At 42.1% G+C, this 22,156-nt stretch carries 19 protein-coding genes, 1 tRNA gene and 1 pseudogene; 15 read left to right on the top strand and 6 right to left on the bottom strand.

Annotated features, from left to right (window positions below):
• Nucleotides 1–131: 131 nt before the first annotated feature.
• Nucleotides 132–875, bottom strand: a pseudogene (locus FNW02_RS32055) (MFS transporter); the annotation flags it as partial.
• 213 nt (nucleotides 876–1,088) lie between these two features.
• On the opposite strand from FNW02_RS32055, the gene FNW02_RS32050 reads away from it, so the two are divergent.
• On the top strand, nucleotides 1,089–2,321 hold the full coding sequence (locus FNW02_RS32050) for an ABC transporter substrate-binding protein (RefSeq protein ID WP_191761477.1): 1,233 nt from the start codon (nucleotides 1,089–1,091) through the stop codon (nucleotides 2,319–2,321).
• 480 nt (nucleotides 2,322–2,801) lie between these two features.
• On the opposite strand, the gene FNW02_RS32045 is transcribed toward FNW02_RS32050, so the two are convergent.
• Nucleotides 2,802–5,594: a CHAT domain-containing tetratricopeptide repeat protein gene (locus FNW02_RS32045; RefSeq protein ID WP_191761476.1), complete on the bottom strand. Its 2,793-nt coding sequence runs from the start codon at nucleotides 5,592–5,594 to the stop codon at nucleotides 2,802–2,804.
• A 334-nt stretch (nucleotides 5,595–5,928) separates the two neighbouring features.
• Here FNW02_RS32045 and FNW02_RS32040 point away from each other — a divergent pair, with 334 nt between their 5' ends.
• From FNW02_RS32040 to petJ, 11 genes are all read left to right on the top strand, one after another.
• On the top strand, nucleotides 5,929–6,150 hold the full coding sequence (locus FNW02_RS32040) for an addiction module protein (RefSeq protein WP_191761475.1): 222 nt from the start codon (nucleotides 5,929–5,931) through the stop codon (nucleotides 6,148–6,150).
• Nucleotides 6,147–6,446 (top strand): type II toxin-antitoxin system RelE/ParE family toxin, encoded by a 300-nt coding sequence (locus tag FNW02_RS32035; protein ID WP_191761474.1) that lies wholly within the window; start codon nucleotides 6,147–6,149, stop codon nucleotides 6,444–6,446. Before FNW02_RS32040 ends, FNW02_RS32035 begins: the two co-directional genes overlap by 4 nt.
• 143 nt (nucleotides 6,447–6,589) lie before the next feature.
• Entirely contained in the window at nucleotides 6,590–6,838 is a 249-nt protein-coding gene (locus FNW02_RS32030; RefSeq protein ID WP_225226051.1) for a hypothetical protein, read from the top strand.
• Nucleotides 6,828–7,031, top strand: a complete 204-nt coding sequence (locus FNW02_RS32025; RefSeq protein ID WP_225226050.1) for a PIN domain-containing protein — start codon at nucleotides 6,828–6,830, stop codon at nucleotides 7,029–7,031. The genes FNW02_RS32030 and FNW02_RS32025 overlap by 11 nt, the downstream gene beginning before the upstream one ends.
• Nucleotides 7,032–7,545: 514 nt before the next feature.
• Entirely contained in the window at nucleotides 7,546–8,454 is a 909-nt protein-coding gene (locus tag FNW02_RS32020) for an ABC transporter permease subunit (protein WP_191761473.1), read from the top strand.
• Nucleotides 8,451–9,287 (top strand): carbohydrate ABC transporter permease, encoded by an 837-nt coding sequence (locus FNW02_RS32015; protein ID WP_191761472.1) that lies wholly within the window; start codon nucleotides 8,451–8,453, stop codon nucleotides 9,285–9,287. Before FNW02_RS32020 ends, FNW02_RS32015 begins: the two co-directional genes overlap by 4 nt.
• A gap of 211 nt (nucleotides 9,288–9,498) precedes the next feature.
• On the top strand, nucleotides 9,499–9,714 hold the full coding sequence (locus FNW02_RS32010) for a hypothetical protein (protein WP_191761471.1): 216 nt from the start codon (nucleotides 9,499–9,501) through the stop codon (nucleotides 9,712–9,714).
• Between the two features lie 132 nt (nucleotides 9,715–9,846).
• Nucleotides 9,847–10,338, top strand: a complete 492-nt coding sequence (gene psbV / locus FNW02_RS32005) for a photosystem II cytochrome c-550 (protein ID WP_191761470.1) — start codon at nucleotides 9,847–9,849, stop codon at nucleotides 10,336–10,338.
• Between the two features lie 160 nt (nucleotides 10,339–10,498).
• Nucleotides 10,499–10,975: a photosystem II cytochrome PsbV2 gene (gene psbV2, locus FNW02_RS32000; protein ID WP_225226049.1), complete on the top strand. Its 477-nt coding sequence runs from the start codon at nucleotides 10,499–10,501 to the stop codon at nucleotides 10,973–10,975.
• Nucleotides 10,976–11,213: 238 nt separating this feature from the next.
• Complete coding sequence (petE, locus tag FNW02_RS31995) at nucleotides 11,214–11,633, top strand: plastocyanin (protein WP_191761468.1); 420 nt, start codon at nucleotides 11,214–11,216, stop codon at nucleotides 11,631–11,633.
• A 446-nt stretch (nucleotides 11,634–12,079) separates the two neighbouring features.
• A complete protein-coding gene (petJ, locus tag FNW02_RS31990; protein ID WP_191761467.1) occupies nucleotides 12,080–12,424 on the top strand; it encodes a cytochrome c6 PetJ in 345 nt (114 codons plus the stop codon).
• A 278-nt stretch (nucleotides 12,425–12,702) separates the two neighbouring features.
• Here petJ and FNW02_RS31985 read toward each other — a convergent pair whose 3' ends face one another.
• On the bottom strand, nucleotides 12,703–14,280 hold the full coding sequence (locus FNW02_RS31985) for a hypothetical protein (RefSeq protein WP_191761466.1): 1,578 nt from the start codon (nucleotides 14,278–14,280) through the stop codon (nucleotides 12,703–12,705).
• Between the two features lie 585 nt (nucleotides 14,281–14,865).
• Between FNW02_RS31985 and FNW02_RS31980 the strand changes: the two genes are divergently transcribed.
• Nucleotides 14,866–15,561 carry an esterase/lipase family protein gene (locus tag FNW02_RS31980; RefSeq protein ID WP_191761465.1) on the top strand — a complete coding sequence of 232 codons (696 nt, stop codon included), beginning with the start codon at nucleotides 14,866–14,868 and terminating at the stop codon, nucleotides 15,559–15,561.
• A gap of 98 nt (nucleotides 15,562–15,659) precedes the next feature.
• Complete coding sequence (locus tag FNW02_RS31975; protein WP_191761464.1) at nucleotides 15,660–16,313, top strand: cytochrome b N-terminal domain-containing protein; 654 nt, start codon at nucleotides 15,660–15,662, stop codon at nucleotides 16,311–16,313.
• A gap of 112 nt (nucleotides 16,314–16,425) precedes the next feature.
• Here the strand turns inward: FNW02_RS31975 and FNW02_RS31970 are convergent, their stop codons facing one another.
• A complete protein-coding gene (locus tag FNW02_RS31970; RefSeq protein WP_191761463.1) occupies nucleotides 16,426–18,348 on the bottom strand; it encodes a cation:proton antiporter in 1,923 nt (640 codons plus the stop codon).
• A gap of 392 nt (nucleotides 18,349–18,740) precedes the next feature.
• Here FNW02_RS31970 and FNW02_RS31965 point away from each other — a divergent pair.
• Nucleotides 18,741–18,813: transfer RNA gene (locus FNW02_RS31965), tRNA-Glu, on the top strand.
• A 78-nt stretch (nucleotides 18,814–18,891) separates the two neighbouring features.
• On the opposite strand, the gene FNW02_RS31960 is transcribed toward FNW02_RS31965, so the two are convergent.
• A complete protein-coding gene (locus FNW02_RS31960; protein WP_191761462.1) occupies nucleotides 18,892–19,491 on the bottom strand; it encodes an SRPBCC family protein in 600 nt (199 codons plus the stop codon).
• On the bottom strand, nucleotides 19,484–21,514 hold the full coding sequence (locus tag FNW02_RS31955) for a GAF domain-containing sensor histidine kinase (RefSeq protein WP_191761461.1): 2,031 nt from the start codon (nucleotides 21,512–21,514) through the stop codon (nucleotides 19,484–19,486). The genes FNW02_RS31960 and FNW02_RS31955 overlap by 8 nt, the downstream gene beginning before the upstream one ends.
• Nucleotides 21,515–22,156 lie beyond the last annotated feature (642 nt).

Genomic DNA, 22,156 nt, shown 5'->3' with positions numbered 1-22,156 from the left:
TTCAAATGCTTTACAAAAATCATCTACATGGCAAAACAAAGCATCTAAACTAAACATAGGGCAGGTTGCTGGATTTAACGCTATTTTCAGCTTACTACCTGTCCCTTTCCTTATCCCGAACTCAGGTTAGCAACATAAGTGTTTTGCAATTGTGGATTCACATCCACCTGGAAATACTGACAGCCTATCCCTATAATCCCGAACACGATACCTACCAGTAAAACTACTCCGTAACCTTGTAGAGTTCCTCCGTACCAGTGTGATACAGCTAGACCAACCAAAGGTAAGCAAACTAAATTAGTTAAACTGGCGGCACTGTTACGTAACCCGAAATACCGACCTCGCAATCGCCGAGGGACGATCATCGCCACCCAACTTAGCCAAGCTGCGCTTCCTAGTCCTCCTAAAAGATGGGTGACTAAGACAATCAAGAGTGTCAATATCACCAATTGCTGACTATTAACTCCACCCCAGCTTGTGGCTAAAATGCCAATTACTAAAATCAGCCACAATGGGCGAGAGATTCCATGAGTCACAAGAGAATATTGAAAGCGGCTGGTACTGCTCTCAGATAAGTAAGCACCCAATGGCTGAATCAGATTCGCAAGCATGGGGATAGAGGACAGCATCCCAAATACCACCGGGCTGGCGTCCAACTCCACTAGGAAATTAGAAAGCAAAATCCCGCCAGTAGTCAAGGAAAAAACTGCTGATAAGACAGCATCCCCAGTGGAGGCTCTCAAGCTAGTGCGAATCGCATCCTTGGGAATTTTAAGGCTGGGTTGTAAGGTAGGATAGAGTGCTGTGGGTGGTGAGGCAATCTGGGAAATTTCTAAAGTTAAAGGCGTAGCAGTTTCATCTGGAACAGAATTCATACACTATCGTTTACGGGTGAAGCATTCTAGCAAGAGTCCAGTTGCTAAGGTTAATTTTTTTATCAGCATTGTTGATAATTCTTTGTCATTTTAGCTTGTGTTTTTCAATAAAATTTTAGATAAGTCAAATATTATTTCTTAGCTACAAAAGATATTAAGTTAGGTGAGAGAAACTTTCATTTGTCCGTGAACAGAAGAAGTTTATTTAAATTTATGGGACTAATAATAGCGATCGCTATCACTATTATTGGTTATCACAACCTACAATCACTAAACAAATCATCAGCATCTACCGCAGTCACTATCAAACTTAGTGGTTGGGAAGGCTCTCGTGTTGAGCAAAAACTCTTGAGACAGGTATTGCAAGATTTTGAGGCACAGCACCCCACTATTAAAGTTAAGTATGAGGTGATTTCCGACCAATACATGGATGTAATAAAAACGCGCTTGGTTGGCGAAGCTGCGCCTGATGTTTTTTATCTGGATGCACTGGAGGCTCCCTTCTTAATGAGCCAGAATATCTTGGAACCTCTAAATGCTTACATCACTCCAGAATTTGACCTAGCCGACTTTGAGAATACTCTACTCGATAGTTTCAAATACCAGAACGAAATTTACGGTCTTCCCAAAGATTATTCTACCCTTGCCTTGTTTTATAACAAAAAAGCATTCGCTGCCGTAGGCTTGAGTAATCCACCAACAACTTGGGATGAATTTCGTAAATACTCGCAGCAATTGACAGGCAAACTTAACAGATACGGATTTGGCGAAACCCCTGAATTAGCGCGTCAAGCTTACAAAGTCAAAGCCTTTGGTGGGCAGGTCGTTGACCAAAATGGTTATGCTAGCTTTGCCAATGAGGTAGCTTTGCAAGGTTTGCAGCTGGTAGTTGACCAGTATCAAAAAGACCGCTCCTCGGCACAAAAATCTGATGTAGGCACAAGCTCAGGTAGTGAAATGTTTGGTCAAGGCAAAGTTGCAATGGTAATTGAAGGTAACTGGGCAATTCCGTATTTAACCGAAACCTTTCCCCAAATAGAGTTTGCTACAGCAGAAATACCAACTATAAATAACAAAAAAGGCACAATGGTATTTACAGTTGCCTATGTAATGAATAAACAAGCACAGCACAAAGCCGAAGCTTGGGAGTTGATTTCCTATCTCACTGGTAAAGAAGGGATGCAGAAGTGGACAGGAACAGGGTTTGCTTTGCCAACACGTAAATCAGTAGCAGAGAAATTGGGTTATGACCAAGACCCCTTGCGATCGCCATTAGTAGCGGGAGTTAATTACGCTACACCGTGGCAAGTAGGCAAATATCCAGCTGCAATCATGAATAACTTTGATAACCAGTTTGTCAGCGCTTTGCTAGGACAACAACCATTAAAGCAGGCCATGCTACGAGCGCAGAACGAGGCAAATAAGCAGATTAAAGCAATGGAATAAGCAATCTTTCTTACTTTCACCAAATCACTAAAGACTATCTTCACAATTCTTGGCGTCTTGGCGGTTTGATAAATTAAGCTTTTGAGCGATTTTTGCGTAAGTCCCGCGGTTCTCACTCCCTTGGAATACAAATGCTCAATATTTCTCAGCTATGACCAAAACCTACTAGCGCGGCAATAACTACCGTCCCTAAACAGTTGTTCGTCTCAAAACCACTCATAGGTAACATTCAAGCCTTTGTGGCAAATGTTTGGATGTTCTTTATGAATATCGTAATGTCAGTCATCAACCTTATAACGTTGACCCAATTATTTATAGAATTGCAATTTTGAATTCCCTGAAAGAGTGCGCTTGGTAAATAAACGAACACCTAATGTACCAAACGTTATGAGTCGTAAATAAAAGTTTGTAGTAAGGACTTTAGTCCTGATAATCCTTCTTTTGAGCGATCAATCGCTCACTACGAACTAGAATTTTATTTTATCGCCACTCACCTAGCAGAGTAAAAGCCGACCAAGAATAAGGATTCCGCCACTTTTCCTGTTCCCACATTTTGAGTTGTGCGGCTCTGAGGGCGGCGGCGGGAGTTTTCCCTTGCTGCAACATTTGGCTGTAAAATTGGCTCATCAACAACGATGTCGCTTCATCATCAACGTTCCATAAAGACACCACCACTCGTGCTGCACCTGCATACATTAGTCCTCTTGTCAACCCAACTAACCCTTCTCCTTTAACTTCCTTACCTAGCCCAGTTTCGCAGGCACTCAGCACCACCAACTCCGCCGGGAAGTTGAGGTTAAAGATATCAGTGAGCCGCAAAAAGCCTCTTTGCGACTTACTTTGTTTATCTATCAGGGAAAGGACAATTCCTGATAACTCTGGTTCAGTGCTGTCTAGAAAGCCGTGGGTAGCAAAATGCAGCATCTTGTATTGACTCAGTTGCTTATTGGTAGCCCAGTTGTAGTTAGCGTCAAAACCAAAGGCTTGGATGTTCTCTGAGGGTGAGACAAGTTTGAGAATCTCTTTGGCTTCTTTTTCTGTGCCTTCGAGTCTTTGAATTTCGCTGCGGTTGATGTTTCTAGTAGACCGCTTCAGGGCAGACTCTTCTAGTTGCTGGTCAATGTTATTATTAGCAGTGTTTGCAGATTTGCCAGCTACTCGCCGATCACTAGCGGTAAATACTGGGTCTGCAAGAATGGCGAGGGTTTTCGGTGCTTTTGTGCGTCCTTTGGTCTGTTTCCTGAGAATGGCAATCGTGGAGGCGGAAGGTAGAGAGCTAATTTCATGGTTGACTACTAATGGCTGATAATCTGAGCCATCTGCCAATTTGGTTGATGTAGTTAACGCTGCAAAAGGTATGTATTGTAAAGCATCATCACCAACAATTACTAGGCGTTTTTGCCCCAATTTATCAGCAACAGGCGCGAGGATAAGTTGACTCAATTCATTAGCAGCTTTAGCTGTTTCTTCTGGGGAAACTCCCAGCATTCCAGGATTTTTTAAATAATTGTTGTATAAATTCTTGGCTGCTTTATCTATCTGTTCACGTTTTGGGAGTTCATAGCTATTGAGAGAGTCGGGTGTGACAGCCCAAAGATAGCTACGTTCTTCACCTAAAGAATATTGCAATAGCAGTGTGTCTTTATCTAATTGTTGCTGAATTTGTTTGAGGGTTAGAGGTTGAGGATATATCAAATCGGCATATTCCGGGTTATTAGCACGGATTTTGACCTCAAGTTCTCGCTGTTGTTTGAGTAAGTCTTGGATTTGTTGTTTGGTGTTGGTTAAAAGTTGTTCTGGGGTTTCTTTTCTACTTGATAGTTCTGATAATATTTGTTCCCTAGCATTAATTTGCGATCGCAAACGATTTTCTTCTGCTAAAAGTTGTGGGTCAATGCCTTTGCGGATATCTATGTTTGCTTCCGTTAATAGTTCAATTAGAACACGTGCGCGGGAGCGATCGCTAACTTCCAGTGCCAAAGCATCGTATCCTTTTGATGGGTCTTTTTTGTGCAGTTGCATCAGCAGGTCGGTGTAGAACTTGTAGTAGTCTTGGACTGAGGCAAAGTAAGAAGCGCGTAGTTCTTTGTTAGCTATTTTGGTGCGTAAATCTTCAATGATTTCAATAGCTGCTTGAATATGTTTTTGGGCTTGTTGTAGATTACCCTGACTGCGTTCTAGCAAAGCCATGTTAGAGAGGGTGGTGGCTTCCACTCTCCTGTCCCCCACTGCACGGAGTATGGGTAAAGCTTGGTTGTAGTATTTGAACGCTGATTGCTTTTCTCCTAAATCATCGTAGACACCGCCAATATTGTTGAGGGTGGCGGCTTCACCTCTCCTGTCTTCCACTGCACGAAATATGGGTAAAGCTTGGTTAAAGTATTTGAGCGCTTCTAGCTTTCCTCCTAATGAGTCGTAGACACCGCCAATATTGTTGAGGGTGGTGGCTTCCATTCTTCTGTCTTCCACTGCACGGAGTATGGGTAAAGCTTGGTTGTAGTATTTGAGCGCTTCTAGCTTTTCTCCTAATGATCCTAATGAGTTGTAGACTAAACCAATATTGTTGAGGGTGGCGGCTTCACCTCTCCTATCTTCCACTGCACGAAATATGGGTAAAGCTTGGTTGTAGTATTTGAGCGCTTCCTGCTTCTCTCCTAATGAGTCGTAGACTAAACCAATATTGTTGAGGGTAGTGGCTTCCCCTCTCCTCTCTTCCACTGCACGAAATATGGGTAAAGCTTGGTTGTAGTATTTGAGCGCTTCTTGCTTCTCTCCTAATAAGTCGTAGACTCTGCCAATACCAAGGAGGTTGGTGGCTTCCCAGCGTTTATCATCAATTTGTTGCCAAAGCTTCAGCGCTTCTTGCCATTTCTCAATTGCCTGTCGCAGTGATTCTACTGTCCCTTGTTGATAAAGCTGTGTCCCCTCTTCAAAAACCTGTTCCGCAGCAGCGCGAGTGGCATTTTGTTGAGTGGTTCCTGGCTGCTGTGGGGGAAGTTTTAGTATTGGGGGAAGTTCCGGCAGTGGGGGAAGTTTTAGTATTGGGGGAAGTTCCGGCAGTTGAAGAACTTGAGAAACCCGTTTTGCAGCAGCGCGAGTGGCATTTTGTTGAGTGGTTACTGGCTGCTGTGCTATCTGCAACCCTCGATTTCTCGGTGTCGCCCCCACAGTATCAGCAAGCATTACCGCACTCAGCAACAAAGTTAAACTGTAGCGGGTCAATTTTGGTAGAAACCACCAGCAAACTCGTTGAAACTTGGCAATCTTATTCATTCTTTAGCCTCACAGCCTCAATCCAGTAATTATTTACAGCCCTATTCTGTCGGTATCAATTCCGATTATTAGTAAATTATTTAATTGTCGCCAGTAATATTGCTGAAACTTTATGTTGATTTTATAGGTGCGGTGGGTAAATGCAGCTGTGGTTTCTGTTTTTGTAACGAACTCCCTCGATTTTTTGAGGGGCTAGGGGCTGGAGAAGAGCGGAAAATCAGAAGAAGAGAAGATTTATCGTCAGGAGCAAGATCCCCGACTTTTCAAAAAAGTCGGGGATCTGATTGAGCAATGACTTAAAATTGTAGATGTTAGTCAACAATAGCAAATAACTATGCATCCCCTATTAAAGGTTGATATTTCCCAATTAAGTGTATCCGAACGAATACAACTTGCAGAAGATTTATGGGATAGCATTCTGACTGACACTAATGCATTAACTCTGAGCAACGAGCAAAAACAAGAATTGGATAGACGTTTAGAAACACATCGTCAAAACCCAAACCAAGGTTCAACCTGGGAAGAGGTTAAGCAAAGACTGGGTTTTTCTCAATGATTTATCAGTTAATTATTAGCGCAGAAGCAGAGCTTGATATCCAAGATGGTTTTGAATGGTACGAGGAACGTAGTTCTGGATTAGGTTCAGAATTTGTACGTGCTGTCGATAGCAGTTTGGCATTAATCGGACGTAACCCTTTAGCTTATCCTCAAGCGTATCGACAAGTACGACGAGTTTTAATACGTCGATTTCCTTATGGAGTGATGTATATTTTGGAAGAAGATGTAATTACTATTATCGCCTGCTTTCACGTCAAACGTGACCCTAAACAATGGCACGATAGAAGTATTTGAAATTCTCCAGAACGCTCCAAAAGTACCTTTTTTAGTTAGAACATCACACAAAATCTGAGTGAATATCTGGCATTACCACAAGCTTATTAAGCAGTAAGTAAAATAAATGTTTGCAATGTTCGCTCTACAAAATCTAGAATAAGATGAGGTTTACTAATTATTTAGCAATAGAAATTTTAAAACTTAGGACTAAAATTGATGAATCAGGATATTTAAATCTTAATATTCCAACGCAGTTAGCAGCTGGAGATGTAAATATTGTAGTTGTTTTGAATCCAGTTTCTTTAGAGGGAAAGCAGCAACCTAATTATGATTTCTCCGATTTGGTGGGGCGATTAACTTGGCGGGGAGATGCGGTAGGAGTGCAGAGGAATCTACGCGATGAATGGTAATCGCTACGTGTTGGATACGAATGCGATTGTATCTCTGCTTCAAGGAAGTTCTCAACTTATTCAATTACTTCAAGATGCTGATTGGATTGGAGTTTCAGTTATTAGCCAAATTGAATTTCTGGCGTTTTCTGGGCTATTCAAGAGGATCGTCATTTATCTGCTAATACCAAAGCAATTATTACTGGTGATTTAGATTTATTGGTGTTGATAGAATTTAATTAAATTCCAATTTTGACACCGCAAACTTTTTTAAGTCGCTACTTCTCAGATAGACCGGGATGTTTTTGAAACTTTATGTTGATTTTACAGCAATTTTCATGTTTTTAGACCACACTCTTGATTTCTCTGTGTGGCTCTGTCTTTAAAAGTTTCCTACGGCGGGAAACCCCGAAGGTCTGATGATCGCCGGACGCCGGCGCTCAGACTTCTCTCCGCCTACAGAACTTTTCGCTGCGCCTCTGCGTGAGATCAAAAAAACGTGGTACATTTACCTAAAAATAGCTGTAATTAATTGGTAGCCTCATTAACCGAACCGTATTGAGAGTGGCGCTGGAAGAAAAAGCCAATCATTGACGGCAATTAGAACACAATTAGTAGTATGAGGAGCGATTTTGACGTAAGAGCGATCGCACCACTAACACGAAGTACGATAAAAATCATGCCATCGCTACAGCCGGGTTAGTGCAGGATTAAGCGGAGGTTCAATAGTGTTTGAAATCAATAGGCGGCGGAATAACCCCAGGTGGAACATCACAGAAGACTTGGCTGGGTATATGTTCATGATGCCCACCATACTAATTATGGGGACTTTTGTAGTTTTGCCCATTCTCTACGCCGTTTTTCTTTCTCTGCAAAAAGTCCAACTTCTCGGCGGTATTGAGTACGAGTTCATTGGCTTGCGGAACTTTACACGCTTAGTTGAAGATGAACGCGTTTGGATTGCTTTGAGAAACACAGCAGAATACGTAGTAATTGTTGTGCCAACTCAAACTATCCTGGCTTTAATTTTGGCAGTAACTCTCAACTCTGGGATTCGTGGCAAAAACTGGTGGCGCATCCTTTATTTTTTGCCGACGGTTACTTCCTCAGCCGTGTTGACGCTGATCTTCATGTGGATTTATAACACGGATGGGCTACTAAACGATTTTCTCGCTTCTATAGGACTGCCCACCTATAACTGGTTAGGTGATCCAGCAGTTGCACTCAAAGGCATTATGCTGATGAATATATGGTCAACTGCGCCGTTTTACATGGTGATTTATCTAGCAGCGTTGCAAGATATACCCCAAACACTTTACGAGGCGGCAGAACTTGATGGAGCAAGTGGGTGGCAAAAGTTTATCCGTATTACTATTCCTTTGCTCCAGCCTGTAACCTTCTTTGTCGTAGCAATCGGGGTAATTGGCACTTTTCAATTATTTGATCAATCTTATATCTTTTCTGGCGGTACTGGCGGGCCAAACAACGCTACTTTGACTGTGGTGCTGCTAATTTACCAAGCTGTATTTCGCAATTTACAAATGGGATATGCTGCTGCGATCGCCTTTTTACTAGCAGCAGTTATTATTACGATTACTCTGATTCAGCGGCGACTTTTTGGAGGCGAAAAGATTTGATTAAAATCTCTGGCTCGTCCTGGCTCAAAGTACTGTTATACATATTGCTAACACTTTATGCGCTGATTACTCTAATTCCCTTTCTCTGGGCACTTTCAGCATCATTTAAGTCGCTTACAGAAATTGTCAGCGGTGAACCCAATTTTTTCCCCAAGAATTTTACTCTCGACAACTACAAGCAAATCTTTCTGCAAGAACCGCTGTTTTTGCGCTGGTTATTTAACAGTGTGGTAATTGCTGTCAGCGTCACTATTTTAAACTTATTGTTAAATTCAATGGCAGGTTATGCCTTAGCAAGACTGCGCTTTGTGGGTAAACGCTTTTGGTTCTTCCTAATCTTGGCAGTGCTGGCAGTACCAGCGCAAATTACTCTGATTCCGACATTTTTAATTTTAAAAGCGATCGGCTGGCTGAATTCTTATCAGGGCATGATTGTGCCTAGCATGGTTAATGCTACTTTTATCTTCATGATGCGGCAGTTTTTTGTCAATTTTCCTAAAGAACTAGAAGAAGCTGCTCAACTAGATGGTTTAAACACCTTTGGGATTTTCCGACATATTGTCTTACCTCTAGCAAAACCAGCACTAGCAGCACAGGCGGTTTTTGTATTCATGGGAAGTTGGAATAATTTCTTGCTGCCGATAGTTATCCTGTTTGATCCAGAAATGTTTACCCTACCTTTGGGGCTAAACACCTTCAAAGGTCAATACATCAGCTATTGGAATTACATTATGGCAGCTTCTATGGTATTCACCCTGCCAGCTTTAGGTATTTACGCCTTTTTCAACCGCTACTTTATTCAAAGCGTGACCTTTACTGGGGGTAAAGGTTAATAGACATGGGGAATAGGGAATGGGGAATGGGGCATTGGGCATTGGGCAAGGTAAATAATAATTGTTCGCTTGCTTCCTCTACTCCCCTACCTCCCCTGCTCCCTCATCTCCTCCCCCGATCCCCAAACCGTATTTTGGGCAACAAATTGCACTCTTAACATGATATTGGTATTACAGCGACTCAATCTCTACCTGTCGGTTAACAAACATTATGGGTTTTGCAGACCTATCGATCGCAGAGATAGCAGCAGACTACAGTATTCCTGTGGAAAAAGTGTTTTCTCTGTGCGACCAACTAGGAATTGCCTATAAACACCAAAAGACCCGTTTGGCGTTAGAGGATGCAAAGGCAATTATTTCGCAAATATTGTCTGAAATACACCCAAAAGGTACTAGCAACTCAGTGGGCGATACCGGAGTCACCTGAAGGGCTATCTCGGACTTTAACTAATCGCTAGTGACAAAAAACAACGAGCCATTAGCAATTAGTAATTAGCAGCATGGAGATTGAGAATCGTTTTATTAGCTGTGTTGAGCGTCAAAATCTTTAAGGGGAAACATGTTTAGAAGACTAATTGGCGTTGTTGTGGCTACTGTTTTACTGACGTTTCAGTTGATTGTCGGTAGCGCGACAGCCGTGGAACTGGACGAAGCTACCCGAACAGTGCCATTAAATGCTCAGGGAGAGACCGTCGTACTCAGCCTGAAACAAGTAAAAGAAGGCAAACGCTTATTTAATTACGCTTGCGCCCAATGTCATGCTGGGGGAGTTACTAAGACAAACCAAAACGTAGGACTTACTCCAGAGGACTTGGCACTGGCAACACCAAACCGCAATAACATTGAAGGCTTGGTGGACTACCTGAAAAATCCCACTACTTATGATGGGGAAGAAGAAATTTCTGAAATACACCCCAGTATGAAGAGTGCAGATATTTTCACAGAAATGCGAAATCTGACGGATGATGACTTAGAGGCGATCGCCGGTCATATTCTCTTGCAACCAAAAATTGTTGGCACTAAATGGGGAGGAGGCAAAATATATTACTAAATCCCTGACTGAGTGCTGAATTATTGGGTATTGGGTATTGGGTACTGGGGATTCTGGGAAAATTCTTCTCTAGTTCTTAGTCCCCAGTACCCAGTCTCGTAACACCTATGGCGATCGCTCACAATACAACATTTACTACCTTCTGATGCTGTGTCGATTTTTGGCTCGTTTCCTAGTTTTAGTCTTGGTTTTTACGGTCTATTTCAGCCATAGCTTACCCGCTCAAGCTGCCAATATTGACCCTTATATAGTCCGGTATTTGCATGTTACTGAGCCAATTGCTTTAGACCTGGATGAACAAGGCAATACTCGTCTATTTTCACCACAAGAATTATCTGCGGGCAAAAAACTGTTTGAAACCAACTGCCTTAATTGTCATGTTGGCGGCGCAACTTTGCCAGATCCCCTGGTGTCTCTTTCTCTGAAAACACTTAAGGGTGCTAATCCCCCTCGCGATCGCATTAACGCTCTTGTTAGCTTTATGCGCCAACCCATGACCTACGATGGTAGTGAAGAAACCTATTGGTGCCGTCAGATGTCTCCTAGTTTGTTATCGCAACAGCAGGTGGAAAGTTTAGCTGCTTTCGTGCTCACAGCAGCACAAAAGGCTCCTGGTTGGGGCACAGAAAATTTTTGAAAAGCCAAGGAGTATTTCTAAACAATAATAAAAAAGTATTTTATTTTTATTATTTAACTCTTTTTAGAGCCTTTTTGGTGTATAGCAGTCTAGTATTAGTTATCAATTAACAATTTTTTGCTATTGATTGCTCCCCATTATTGAAAAAAAAATTGCATCTACGACAGATTGTCATATTTGGTGTTGATTTTATTTAAAATAAAAAAGGAAAAATAAAACTATTTGTTAGGAGAGAGCCATGAAATTGATTGCGGCTAGCTGGCGACGCTTTGGTTTAGCTGTGTTAACAATCCTTTTAGTTGTTAGTAGCTTCGCTGTTTTTACTCCCAGCGCTGCGGCTGAAACATACAAGGTAAAATTGGGTAGTGATAAAGGAATGCTGGCATTTGAACCTGCCAAGTTAACCGTTAAGCCAGGCGACACAATTGAATGGGTGAACAACAAAGTTCCTCCCCACAACGTTGTATTTGATGCTGCTAAAAACCCTGCTAAGGACGCCACTTTAGCCAAAGGTCTGTCTCACAAGCAGTTGATGATGAGTCCTGGTCAAACCGAAAAGACCACCATCCCCGCAGACGCACCAGCTGGTGAATACACCTTCTACTGTGAACCTCACCGTGGTGCTGGTATGGTTGGCAAAATCACTGTTGAAGGCTAGGCATAGCATTTTTGGCATCAGATGATTTTCCTTGCTTGTTAGCATTAGCGAAAAGCAAAACGCCATAGTCTTAAGGTGACAGACAAAATGGATAAAGGAGGCTGGGTAATAGGAATTGGGTACTGAAGAAGAAATCCACCTACGAGGGACGAGATTTTAACCTTCTTTAAAATTGAAAAATTACCCTCACCAGAGGCGGGTTTTTAGCCAAATCTTCCCAGTCTCCAATGTCTAATAAAGGGCGGTAATGAGTCCTATCCCTGGCTAAAATGCTAAATACCGCGTGGTGATAGAAGGGATTACTCGTTACCGTCAATTTTGAGCAAATTTGCCTAAATACATGAATTAATCGCGTTTATACTCTATGGAGACTAGAGCATCATGGGGTAAAGTACACATAGCAGTTAGCAACTGTAGTTGCTGAGGCTTGTTACGAGGAGAATTTCTTGAGAATATTTTTATTAATTTTGCTATTAGCGATCGCTCTGTCCAGATTAACATTCACTCGTCCAGCATTAGCTGCTGAAACATCAACAGGCGCCAAAATTTTTGATGCGAACTGCGCTTCTTGCCACATAGGTGGTGGTAACATCCTCATTAACCACAAAACCTTGAAAAAAGAAGCATTATCAAAGTACCTTGCAAATTATGATAGTGACTCAATCCAGGCAATTATCTACCAAGTACAGAATGGTAAAAATGCTATGCCTGCTTTCAAAAGCAAATTAAGCTCTCAGGAGATTGTAGAGGTAGCCACTTACGTTTCCCAACAAGCAGAGCAAGGCTGGTAAAGCAGCTAAGCTAAAAGATTTATTTGTCCGCATAGAACAAAGTCCCTTTGGTTTTCCAGAGGGTTTTTCTGTTAGAACTTACGGACGGACAATCTTAAATATGTACTTTCCGCATCCCATTAGAGCAAGCTTAAAAAAGTGGCGATTTCAAAGTTACCCTTAAAAACAGGAATATCAAATAATCACGATTTTTTTAGAATGAATGATAAAAATTTAAGATTTATCATTCATCATTTTGCGCTTATACTTAACCCAAAACTGCCAACAGATTTTCATTTTTATTGAGCAGATTTTTCTCTGTTTTCCTTCAGCTGACGCAACTGTTCCAATAGCTTTTGATCAGATTCACCAGAGAGTGCAGATTGATTATTATTTACTGTTGGCACAGATAATGGTTTGAGCTTAGCTGCTGATGATGGCGCTGATTGATTGCTTCTATTTCGCAGTTCCAATAATGGTTTAGGCGTAGCTGCTGGTTGATTATTTCTATTTCGTAATTCCAACAACGGTTTGGGATTACCTGTAGGTAAGGGTGCTAGCTGATTATTTCTGTTTTGCAATTCCGATAACGGTTTAGGAGTAACTACCGATGATGGTGTAGGCTGGTTGTTCCTAATTCGCAGTTCAGGTAATGGTTTGGGATTAGCTGCTGGTAAGGGCGCTAACTGGTTATTTCTATTTTGCAGTTCTGACAGAGGTTTGGGAGTAGCTTGAGTAGTCCCAGTGGTATTGCTGTTATTTTGGAAACTCAGGCTAAATGGGTAAGAACTAGTTTGCTTTTCTTTCTTGGGGGGTTGAGTACTGAAATATTCCCTAGCTTTTAATTGCAGTTCAGGAGAGAGCAACTTATTTTGGAACTTGATATCTAAGACCTTGCCATCAGGATCTACCACTAATACACCTAAGACAGTACCTTGGAGATTTGGTTTATCTGTAGGGATTATGTCACGGATGACTGCTTTTTCTTCCGCATTGGGGTATTCTTGCCGGACTATTTTTCTCAAGTCTTCATAAGAGTTTACCTGGGCGATCGCCTGTTCGATCGCTTTTGAGGGTAACTCAGGTGTATTTAGCATAGTTCTCGGCTGCAATTGTGGCAAGCTTTGCCCTGCTAGGGCTAAGTTGTCAGCACCTTGTAGAGGTTGTCCAATGGGAGCTATTTGTTGCTGGTTTTGACCAATTTGGGATACATCACCCGGCGTGGTTTGCGGGGTCGTATTTCCTGGCACTGCTGTAGTAGACGTAGCCTCAGAAAGATTGGGATATTGGGTATTCCGCAGAATATCATCAGGTATTTTCTGCGACTGCAATTCTGGTAACTTGTTTACAGGCAGCGGCTTGGATGCTTCGTATTTGATGTCACTGTCACTCAAACGAGGAACTGCTGATGAGGAAAATTTTCCACTGGCATTGAAACCAGCGGCATTAAATCCCAAGTTTACTCTGGGAATCATCCGCACTGACTGCTTTGTGGGCAATGAGGAGACACGATAGTTGTTAAGAGATTGAGGTAGTGGTGGCAGTGTAAACTGGCTAGAGGTAGCGGGTGGCAGTGGAGGTAACACAGTCTGAGCGCTAAAATTCGGAGGCAAAACTTGCCCTGGTTGGGGAAGTTGCTGTTGTAGGGCTACTTGAGGTGTATTTGGATTTTGTGGCAGACGTGCTTGGTCGGTTGGGCTTAATTCCAGGAGTCCGACTGTTGTTTTTGCTGCTTCTCTAGGTTTGCTAGAATCCACAGGCATTAATGGCACAATTAATGCAATAGCACCGTGGATGCCAATAGAGGCTATAGCTGCTATCCCAATTGGCTGGCTTAAGATATCTGGTATATTTTTTAGCAGGGAGACGTTAGACATAGCTGTTATCGTTCACTCGGCTCGGTTGCAGTTGAATAGTGATCTTATCTTTCAGACTATATTGCTGTAGATGCTTCCCTTCACAAATAATAACTTCTTATGCTTGGCACTCAAAACAGCAAGATTGGCATTATCATTATTTGAAGCATTTAATTTTTATAATGATGCAATATTATAGTTTAAAGTTGCACTTGTTAGCGAGAAATTTAAAAAATTACTACTTTTGATTTTTGTGAATTGTTAGAAAAACTGAGATGTTGAGCAGTTAAGAGTTTAGGCGATCGCACAATTCCTGTATGTATAACTACTTATTCAATTTATCTTGTTTTACTTTACTTTTTTCTAATCCGACGCTTCTGTAACAGTTGTCACAATTGAATTGTAGACCGAACTACTTCTGACAATACTACCACATCCGCAGACTCTAAAACTGTTTAGCAGCTTTCCCAATTGATTTATTGAGTATTCCGGCAATCAAGACCATTATAGGTATTTAGGTATTTGTTAAAAAAATCTCAAATCAGATCTTTCTTTGCACGCGCCTGACTCGAAATTCTCGCTAAATGCTTGCATCCAAAATCTAAAATGCCATTACCGACAGTTATTTTACCTGGATATTTAGAAAGTGCGATCGCTTACCGCCAACTAGAACAATCACTACAACAGTTGGGTTTTTCCACAGTTACAGTACCACTGCGGCGACGTGATTGGCTACCCACTCTCGGCGGAAGACCAGTAACACCGATTCTGTGGCAACTTGATCGCACTGTAAAGCAGATATTGCAACAATATAACGCTACTCAAATTAACTTGATTGGTCACTCAGCCGGGGGGTGGATATCTCGCATCTACATGGGCGAAAAGCCTTATTCGGCACGCGGTGAGCTTAATCCATCCCTCTGGGAAGCACATTCCTTAGTTGCGACCCTCGTTACCTTGGGTACACCCCACATTAGCCAAGAACGCTGGACGCGCTGGAATCTGGATTTTGTCACCAATAATTACCCTGGAGCTTTCTACAAAGACGTTCGTTACGTTTGCGTGGCTGGTAAAACTATTTTTGGGGAAAGGCGGCGCGGTAGCTGGTTAGCTTACAGTAGTTACCAATTAACCTGTGGCAAGGGTAACACTTGGGGCGATGGGATCACCCCCATTGAAGCTGCTCATCTAGAGGGGGCAGAAAATCTTGTTATCGAAGGTGTAAGGCATTCTCCCAGAAACCTTGGCATTTGGTATGGCTCACCAGAACCGTTAAAAGCTTGGGTGCAGTATTTAGTTTAAAAAATTTATCAAACTCTTAAAAAAGTAAAATATCTTAATTTTTCTTAGCTAAAATTGTAATAAGAATAAATACTCACTTAAGTTAGGAGAGCTTAGCCATGCAAAGCACTCAGTTCGATAGAATTTTGCGGCGACTGGCGACGACATTAGCAGTCGTAATTCTTACTCTGTGTTTAATTTATCTCTCTACGGGAGTTTTACTTTCTTTTGATTACGAACCGACAGCAGGCGGTGCTTATAATTCTTTGAGAAGAATTAATACAGAAGTGCCATACGGCTGGCTATTTCATAGAGCACATGAGATTTCTGGTAATGCAGTAATTGTCGTTGCCTTAATTCAAATTGTGGTGATGTTTTTAGGTCGGCAATTTCGCAAAAGTTGGCTGGTTGCTTGGATTAGTGGAATATTGTTTGCCCTGAGTGCGATCGCGCTAGATTGGAGTGCAATGCTTTTAGACTGGACTCAAGAAGGATACTGGCGTTTTAGCATTGAGTTAGGAACCATTGAAGCAATTCCTTTTATCGGTGGGCAACTGCGCGATATCCTGACTGGCGGTGGAGCCATTAGTACCGTTACCATCCAACACCTGTATACCATACACAGTTATCTGATCTCGGTGGCTACCCTAATTCTTGCTGTGGTACATTTATCTGCTTTACTGTGGCAAGAAAAGCAAATGTATCAACCGAAATCTGAATTTGGTAATTTACAACAACCAGCAGAAAGCGAGTTTATCCCTTCCCAAAGTTAATAGTGAGTGCTGAGTGCTGAAGCACGGATAGCTATGGTTTAGCCCGTGCTGAAGTTATTATTCTCCCCCTGCCCCTCTGCTCCCCTGCCCCCCCTGCCCCCTGCTCCTCTTCTCATCCCCCAGGAATCTCACTGGTTGAAAGTTGAGATAATTGATCAAGGGGGACTTCCTCAACTTCTGGTAACTTTTCTAGAGAGAGGCGAGTAGACTGGGTAGCGCCAGATAAGCGTTTTAAAAGCTTAGGTCTGGGGTCATACAATAGGTAGATAATGCGATCGCCAGCTTCCCACTCTTGATTTGCTGGCATTACTTGTAGGCGTTCTTCTCGCTCTAGCAATAACGGTATCAACACCTTAGTCCGAATCATTTCCTGAATGCGATCGCTTTGATTAGAAAATTCTGACTCAACCAGTGTAGTTGTCCCTAGCTTGACTCGCCCATCACTCAGGTACTCATTCCAAGTCTTGATTGCTAAATCTGGGATAAAGGCTTGGTTAACTTTATTCTCGTTTGCTGAACTAGTAGCTTGCCGATCACGAGGAAAAACTGCTAATACACGTGGCGGATTAAATTCCTCTGCTGCACGTTGAGCCAAGACAAAATTCACTTCGCCATTCTTAGTCATGGCAAGAAAAGTTCCCACAGAGGCAAGTCCCGCTTCTTCCAAAACATCCGCATCCAGAGCACTGCTAGCAATAACTCGGAGATTTTGTGCTTCAGCTTGCTCAAAACAATCTGGATCAGTATCAATCATCACCACATTTTCTCCCCGCTCTTGAAAGAACCGCGCAATCAAAAGACTCAAGGGATTACAACCAACAATCACCGCCCCAGTTGCATCTTTGGAGGTGATTTTTAAGCACTGAGCAATCCATCCAGCTGTTAGCCCTTGGCAGACAACTGTCATGATAATTGTGAGAAAGACTAAAGCTTTGATGGCATCACCACCATTGAAACCATGCTGTGTCAGCAAAATTGCAAATAAAGAAGCAACAGAAGCAGCAACAATTCCTCTGGGAGCAACCCAACTTAAAAACAGTTTTTGTCGCCAGTTAAGATCACTGTTCCAAGTACATAAAAGGATGTTAATCGGACGAACGACGAACATCAGTACCAGAACGGTGAATAAACTACCCCAACCCAAGGCAAACACACTGGCAATAGACAAGTCAGCTGCTAGGAGGATGAATAGCACTGAAACACTGAGAATTGTCAACTGACCTTTGAAGTTCCTCAACAAGCGTTCTTCTGGCACCGAGGAATTGGCAAATACTGCTCCTGCAACTACTGTTGTCATGACTCCTGCTTCACTGCGGATTGTTTGGGCTAAAGCAAACAAACTCCAGAGTACCGCCAGCACTACCAGATTTTTGAGTTCAATTGACAGAAAATTGGCGCGTTTAAAAATCAAGCTCATTAAATAACCGCCAGCACCACCAATTGCCCCACCAATACCAAGACGCAAGAGTAAACCGATGATGGCATTGATTGGGTCAGCATCGCCATTCAGAATTGTATCTAGAACAACGAAGGCAAGGATAGCTCCTACCGGGTCAATTAAAACACCTTCTCCTTCCAAAAGCGTTGCTACTTGTCGATCTACGCTGATTTGTTTGAGCAGGGGACTAATGACGGTTGGGCCTGTAACTACGACTATGGAAGCGTAGAGAAAAGCTATGTTCCAAGGAAATTCACCCAGCCAGTGAGCTGCCATGCTACCGCCAAGTAGTGTAATCAGCGTTCCCAGAGTCACGAGCAATTGCAGGCTGACTGAGACTCTACCCAACTCTCGTAGATCCAAATTGAGTCCGCCCTCAAACAAAATTATTGCCGTCGCTAGGGAGACAATAACTTCTAGTCCAGTGCCTAGCAAATGCGGGTGCAGCAGCCCCATGCCATCAGAGCCAAGTAAAATGCCCAAAAGCAGTAACAAGACGATGCTGGGTACTCGGAGGTATGCAGCCACCACCTGGGCGCTAATGCCTGCAAGAACAGTGATCACCATTTGTAGGGTGATTTCAAAAGATGCTTCCATGTTGTAGATTTTGAGCGATATATTTCAAAATCTTTTGTAAAGAATCACACATATTAACTCTTAAGGGTACAACATCATACCTTTTATTCCTTGGCGAATTCAGAGATTTTGTCATATTTTAGTTCTCCATAAGACAGCATTTGTAACTGATTGGTGGCACAAGGTGTTGTTTGAATTAAGAACCAACTTCGGCTGTTTAAGAATTCTCCGTGCTTTATGCAGGGAAGGATGTTAGTTGTCTGATTTATGTTCCGCATAGAGACAAAGACCAGTTTTGAGTAAAAGTGTGTAGACGTTTTTGCTTGCATTCATAGCTACTACCAAACTTTTTTAGCAAAACCTGTTGACATCAGCAGGGAAATTCGTTACCTTATAAAAGGTCTGAGTCCAATGCCCCCATCGTCTAGAGGCCTAGGACACCTCCCTTTCACGGAGGTAACGGGGATTCGAATTCCCCTGGGGGTACTTAAAGTAAAAAGCAAGAATGTCCTTTGCAGCGCTAATCAACTTATCACTTACCGTGAAGCTAAGTGAATAAGGATGTTAGGGTTCCTTGCTAGCTAGCTGTCCTACACGCTGGTGAATCGCTAGCATGTTTAAGCGCAAATCATTACTTAATCGATTTTCAATGATTGCTACTGGCATGGTGAGTTTAGGCCAAACTTGAATTGTGTAGCAGAGATTTGTTCCTATATACTCACCAAGGGAATAAGGCTCTAAATACCAGCTGCCAGAAAAGCCTTTGAAATCTCCCTCTACCATGCGGAAATTAATTTCTTGAGGGAAGTATTCTTCCAAATCCAAAACTACACGCGCACAAAAGTTGAAATTTAGGAAGCGTCCAGAGCCTATTTGCTCCAGTCTAATACCACCGTTGGGATGCTCAATTATACGGCTCTTGGCGAGGTTGGGGATAAAGTCAGCCAAGGCTTCATAATCTGTCAAAACCTTCCAGATTCGTTCTATTGGTTGGGGAATTTGGATTTTAGCACTGATTCGCCTTTGTCGCTCTGCTATCTTCTCGACTTGGACTTCTACTTTAGCTGGCACAACTGTATCAGCAAGTAAATCTCCTTCTAGGTTGGTGTCATCACTAGAGGACTGGAAATCAAAGTCTTCTGTTGTGTTATGTTCTTTAGTCACTTTCAGAATATGGTTTGCTTTCAGAAAATTGGGGCAAAGTCAGGGTAAAGCAAATTTCGCTCAGTTGAGAATCCGAGATTGAAACACTCTCAACAGTGATCGCTCCATTTAAATGCTGCACTAAAGACTTAACTAAAGCAAGTCCCAAGCCAGTCCCCGGAGTCCAGCGCCCTTTACCGCGACGGAACTTATCAAATATATATGTCGCTTCTTCTTCGGAAATGGCACGTCCTATATTCGTCACTTTAATAATAACTTGATCAATCAGTTGATCAACTTGGTGAGAGGCTTGCAAGTGGACGAGAGTATCATGCTCCGAGTATTTACAGACATTAGTTAACAACTCTTGGAGGATACGGTCAAAACTTTCTAGTTCGGTTTGCAGTGTTAATGGCTCTTGTGGCAATTCTACAGAAATTCTTAATCCCTTCTCTGCAAGTTTTCGCTCAAAAGATACTGCTATATCCTTGACTCTATTATTTAAATCAATAGTTTCTAATTGCGGAGCTTCTTGATGAGACTCTAGTTTTTGGAGTGTCAGCAAGTCATTAATCAGGTTGATTTCCTTTGTACATTCTTGCTCTAAGATGTCCAAGTACCTAACCTGACGTTCTGGTGCTATTCCTGGCAGACGTAAGTTACGAATTGACATTAGCATGTTTGTCAGAGGATAGCGTAAGCGATCGCTCATGTTGCTCAAGAATTCATCTTTGAGTTCATTGAGTTTCCGCAGCTGCTCGACATATTGCCGCGTTCTTTCATGCAATTTTGCCTGAAGTTCAAGACTGCTTTGTAGTTTTGCTGTTCGCTCATCTACCAAAGTCTGAACTTGCCGCAATGTCTGTGACTGAATTATGGCATTGCTGACTTGGGCGCAAACCATTTCCACAAGATTTAATTCTGCTGGTTGCCAATTGCGAGCAACCGTTTGCTGTAGCACTAAGAATCCTAAAACTTTGGCCTGACTTTCTAGTGGCATTAACAATGCCGCAGGTAATTCTTCTATTGCAAATAATGAGGCGGCTGGATAGGTATCGTTTTGCTCTGTATAATCATCAATGATTACTGGTTTTCCAGAGTCTATGAACACACGCTGGCATAAACCACACTCTGAGAGTAAGAAGGATTCGTCCAAGGTATCTAGTTTACTAGTACCAGAAATTTGTGTTGCCCTGTTCCATTCGGCATGTACGGTAGCTTTCGCTCTAGGAACTTGTTTTTTGGGTCGAGTTCTAAAAAGTGGATCTGTATATTTTAGTAGTATAAGCAAACCGCGATCTGCTTGTAGAGATTCAGCAGTAGAGGCGATTACTAACTGGAGCATTTGATTCAACTCCAAGTTACTCCGACTTAATAAAGTTAATTGCTTGATTAAGCTTTGGTGCTGGTCGCTTTTTTGCAAATACTGCTGTTGATGAGCAATCAACTGAGCTTGTGCTACTCGAGAAAAAGCGATCGCGCAAGACGACTCCAGCACTTTGAGTAATTGCTTTTCTGATTCACTCCAATCATAGGGTTGAAATTTAATCAGACTAATCACTCCATTATTATTGCCACCAAGCCGGGTGGGAATTGCCAAAACCGCTTTTATTGGTAGTGGTAAATATTGACACCCGATTACCAAGCTGTTCTGAATAATTGAAATATCTTCAATAGTCAATGGTTCAGCAGCACATTGCACTACTGGCGAGTCCATAAGCAACTGTTCCATCGAGAATATCTCGTTTGGGTGTGGCAACCCTAGATACTCATCAGCACACCAATTAGCAGTAGTCGCTTCGCTAGTAGATTCCTCACTCGTTACTGGAACCAAGCAACAGCAATCGACTTGGAAGATAACTCCTAGCAATTGGGCTATCTCTTGCAGCATCAATGTAGTCGCTGAGCTATTGGCGATGATTTGGTTAATCTTTTGTACCAACTGGTGGGCTGGTTCTTCCTGATGCTGCATCAGCTTGATTTGGTATGGTTGTAGTTGATCTACGTCATCTGGGGATTGTAGTGGCGATAAAGGCTTTTTCATTCCTGGCACGCCCCTGGATAACCCCATTGTTTTTGCACCCAACCTCTTGGCATATTCTTTACTAATAATGGTGTTGTTACACCCTGATGATTTGCAAATTTTGTATGAATACTTTCTTTCACCTGTTATAGCCTCTTTCTATGTCAGATGACCAAGTTTGTGGTGTATTAAACAAATCTCTACATAGGTAATAAGATACTTAGAATATCCTAAAATGCCTCAGCCAGATTATACTTGGCTTGCTTATGTTGAGGTAATTTACTCACTTGGGCTTAGAATATCCTGTCTGTAAGTATACATAAACCGTAATTTCTCTGGAATTGAGACGATACCTCTAGAAAAACTCACCGCGTTAACACTGAAGCATTTATCAAAATTTTGTAATATTTTTTCTAATGTATACGCTGAACAAGCCACTTTTATATTCGTCAAACTTTAAGGTAAAGCTTCAGAAAAAATTTTGACAGTTTTTCGAGGGTGATCGCCAAGAATTTATCGGGGTATTATTGCCTAATACCGTTTCACCTTAAGATTGATACAGATGGCAAGCTGTTCTTGAGCAGAGGGAGTAAGAAAAGTGATTTGTATCAAAAATTCCGTGAAATGGTATAAGTTCTATTCTTTTTAATCATTTTTCTATTT

The organism is Komarekiella delphini-convector SJRDD-AB1, from assembly GCF_014831675.1.
Classification (GTDB): Bacteria; Cyanobacteriota; Cyanobacteriia; order Cyanobacteriales; family Nostocaceae; genus Komarekiella.
Note: the sequence above shows the minus strand (reverse complement) of the source record. Positions and strands in the feature narration are given on the sequence as shown.

What these genes read in the sequence shown, in the direction of transcription:
- FNW02_RS32050 (WP_191761477.1), top strand. Translation starts at nt 1,089, where the DNA reads ATGGGACTAATAATAGCGATCGCTATCACTATTATTGGTTATCACAAC.
- FNW02_RS32045 (WP_191761476.1), bottom strand. Translation starts at nt 5,594, where the DNA reads ATGAATAAGATTGCCAAGTTTCAACGAGTTTGCTGGTGGTTTCTACCA.
- FNW02_RS32040 (WP_191761475.1), top strand. Translation starts at nt 5,929, where the DNA reads ATGCATCCCCTATTAAAGGTTGATATTTCCCAATTAAGTGTATCCGAA.
- FNW02_RS32035 (WP_191761474.1), top strand. Translation starts at nt 6,147, where the DNA reads ATGATTTATCAGTTAATTATTAGCGCAGAAGCAGAGCTTGATATCCAA.
- FNW02_RS32030 (WP_225226051.1), top strand. Translation starts at nt 6,590, where the DNA reads ATGAGGTTTACTAATTATTTAGCAATAGAAATTTTAAAACTTAGGACT.
- FNW02_RS32025 (WP_225226050.1), top strand. Translation starts at nt 6,828, where the DNA reads ATGAATGGTAATCGCTACGTGTTGGATACGAATGCGATTGTATCTCTG.
- FNW02_RS32010 (WP_191761471.1), top strand. Translation starts at nt 9,499, where the DNA reads ATGGGTTTTGCAGACCTATCGATCGCAGAGATAGCAGCAGACTACAGT.
- psbV (WP_191761470.1), top strand. Translation starts at nt 9,847, where the DNA reads ATGTTTAGAAGACTAATTGGCGTTGTTGTGGCTACTGTTTTACTGACG.
- petE (WP_191761468.1), top strand. Translation starts at nt 11,214, where the DNA reads ATGAAATTGATTGCGGCTAGCTGGCGACGCTTTGGTTTAGCTGTGTTA.
- FNW02_RS31985 (WP_191761466.1), bottom strand. Translation starts at nt 14,280, where the DNA reads ATGTCTAACGTCTCCCTGCTAAAAAATATACCAGATATCTTAAGCCAG.
- FNW02_RS31980 (WP_191761465.1), top strand. Translation starts at nt 14,866, where the DNA reads ATGCCATTACCGACAGTTATTTTACCTGGATATTTAGAAAGTGCGATC.
- FNW02_RS31975 (WP_191761464.1), top strand. Translation starts at nt 15,660, where the DNA reads ATGCAAAGCACTCAGTTCGATAGAATTTTGCGGCGACTGGCGACGACA.
- FNW02_RS31970 (WP_191761463.1), bottom strand. Translation starts at nt 18,348, where the DNA reads ATGGAAGCATCTTTTGAAATCACCCTACAAATGGTGATCACTGTTCTT.
- FNW02_RS31955 (WP_191761461.1), bottom strand. Translation starts at nt 21,514, where the DNA reads ATGAAAAAGCCTTTATCGCCACTACAATCCCCAGATGACGTAGATCAA.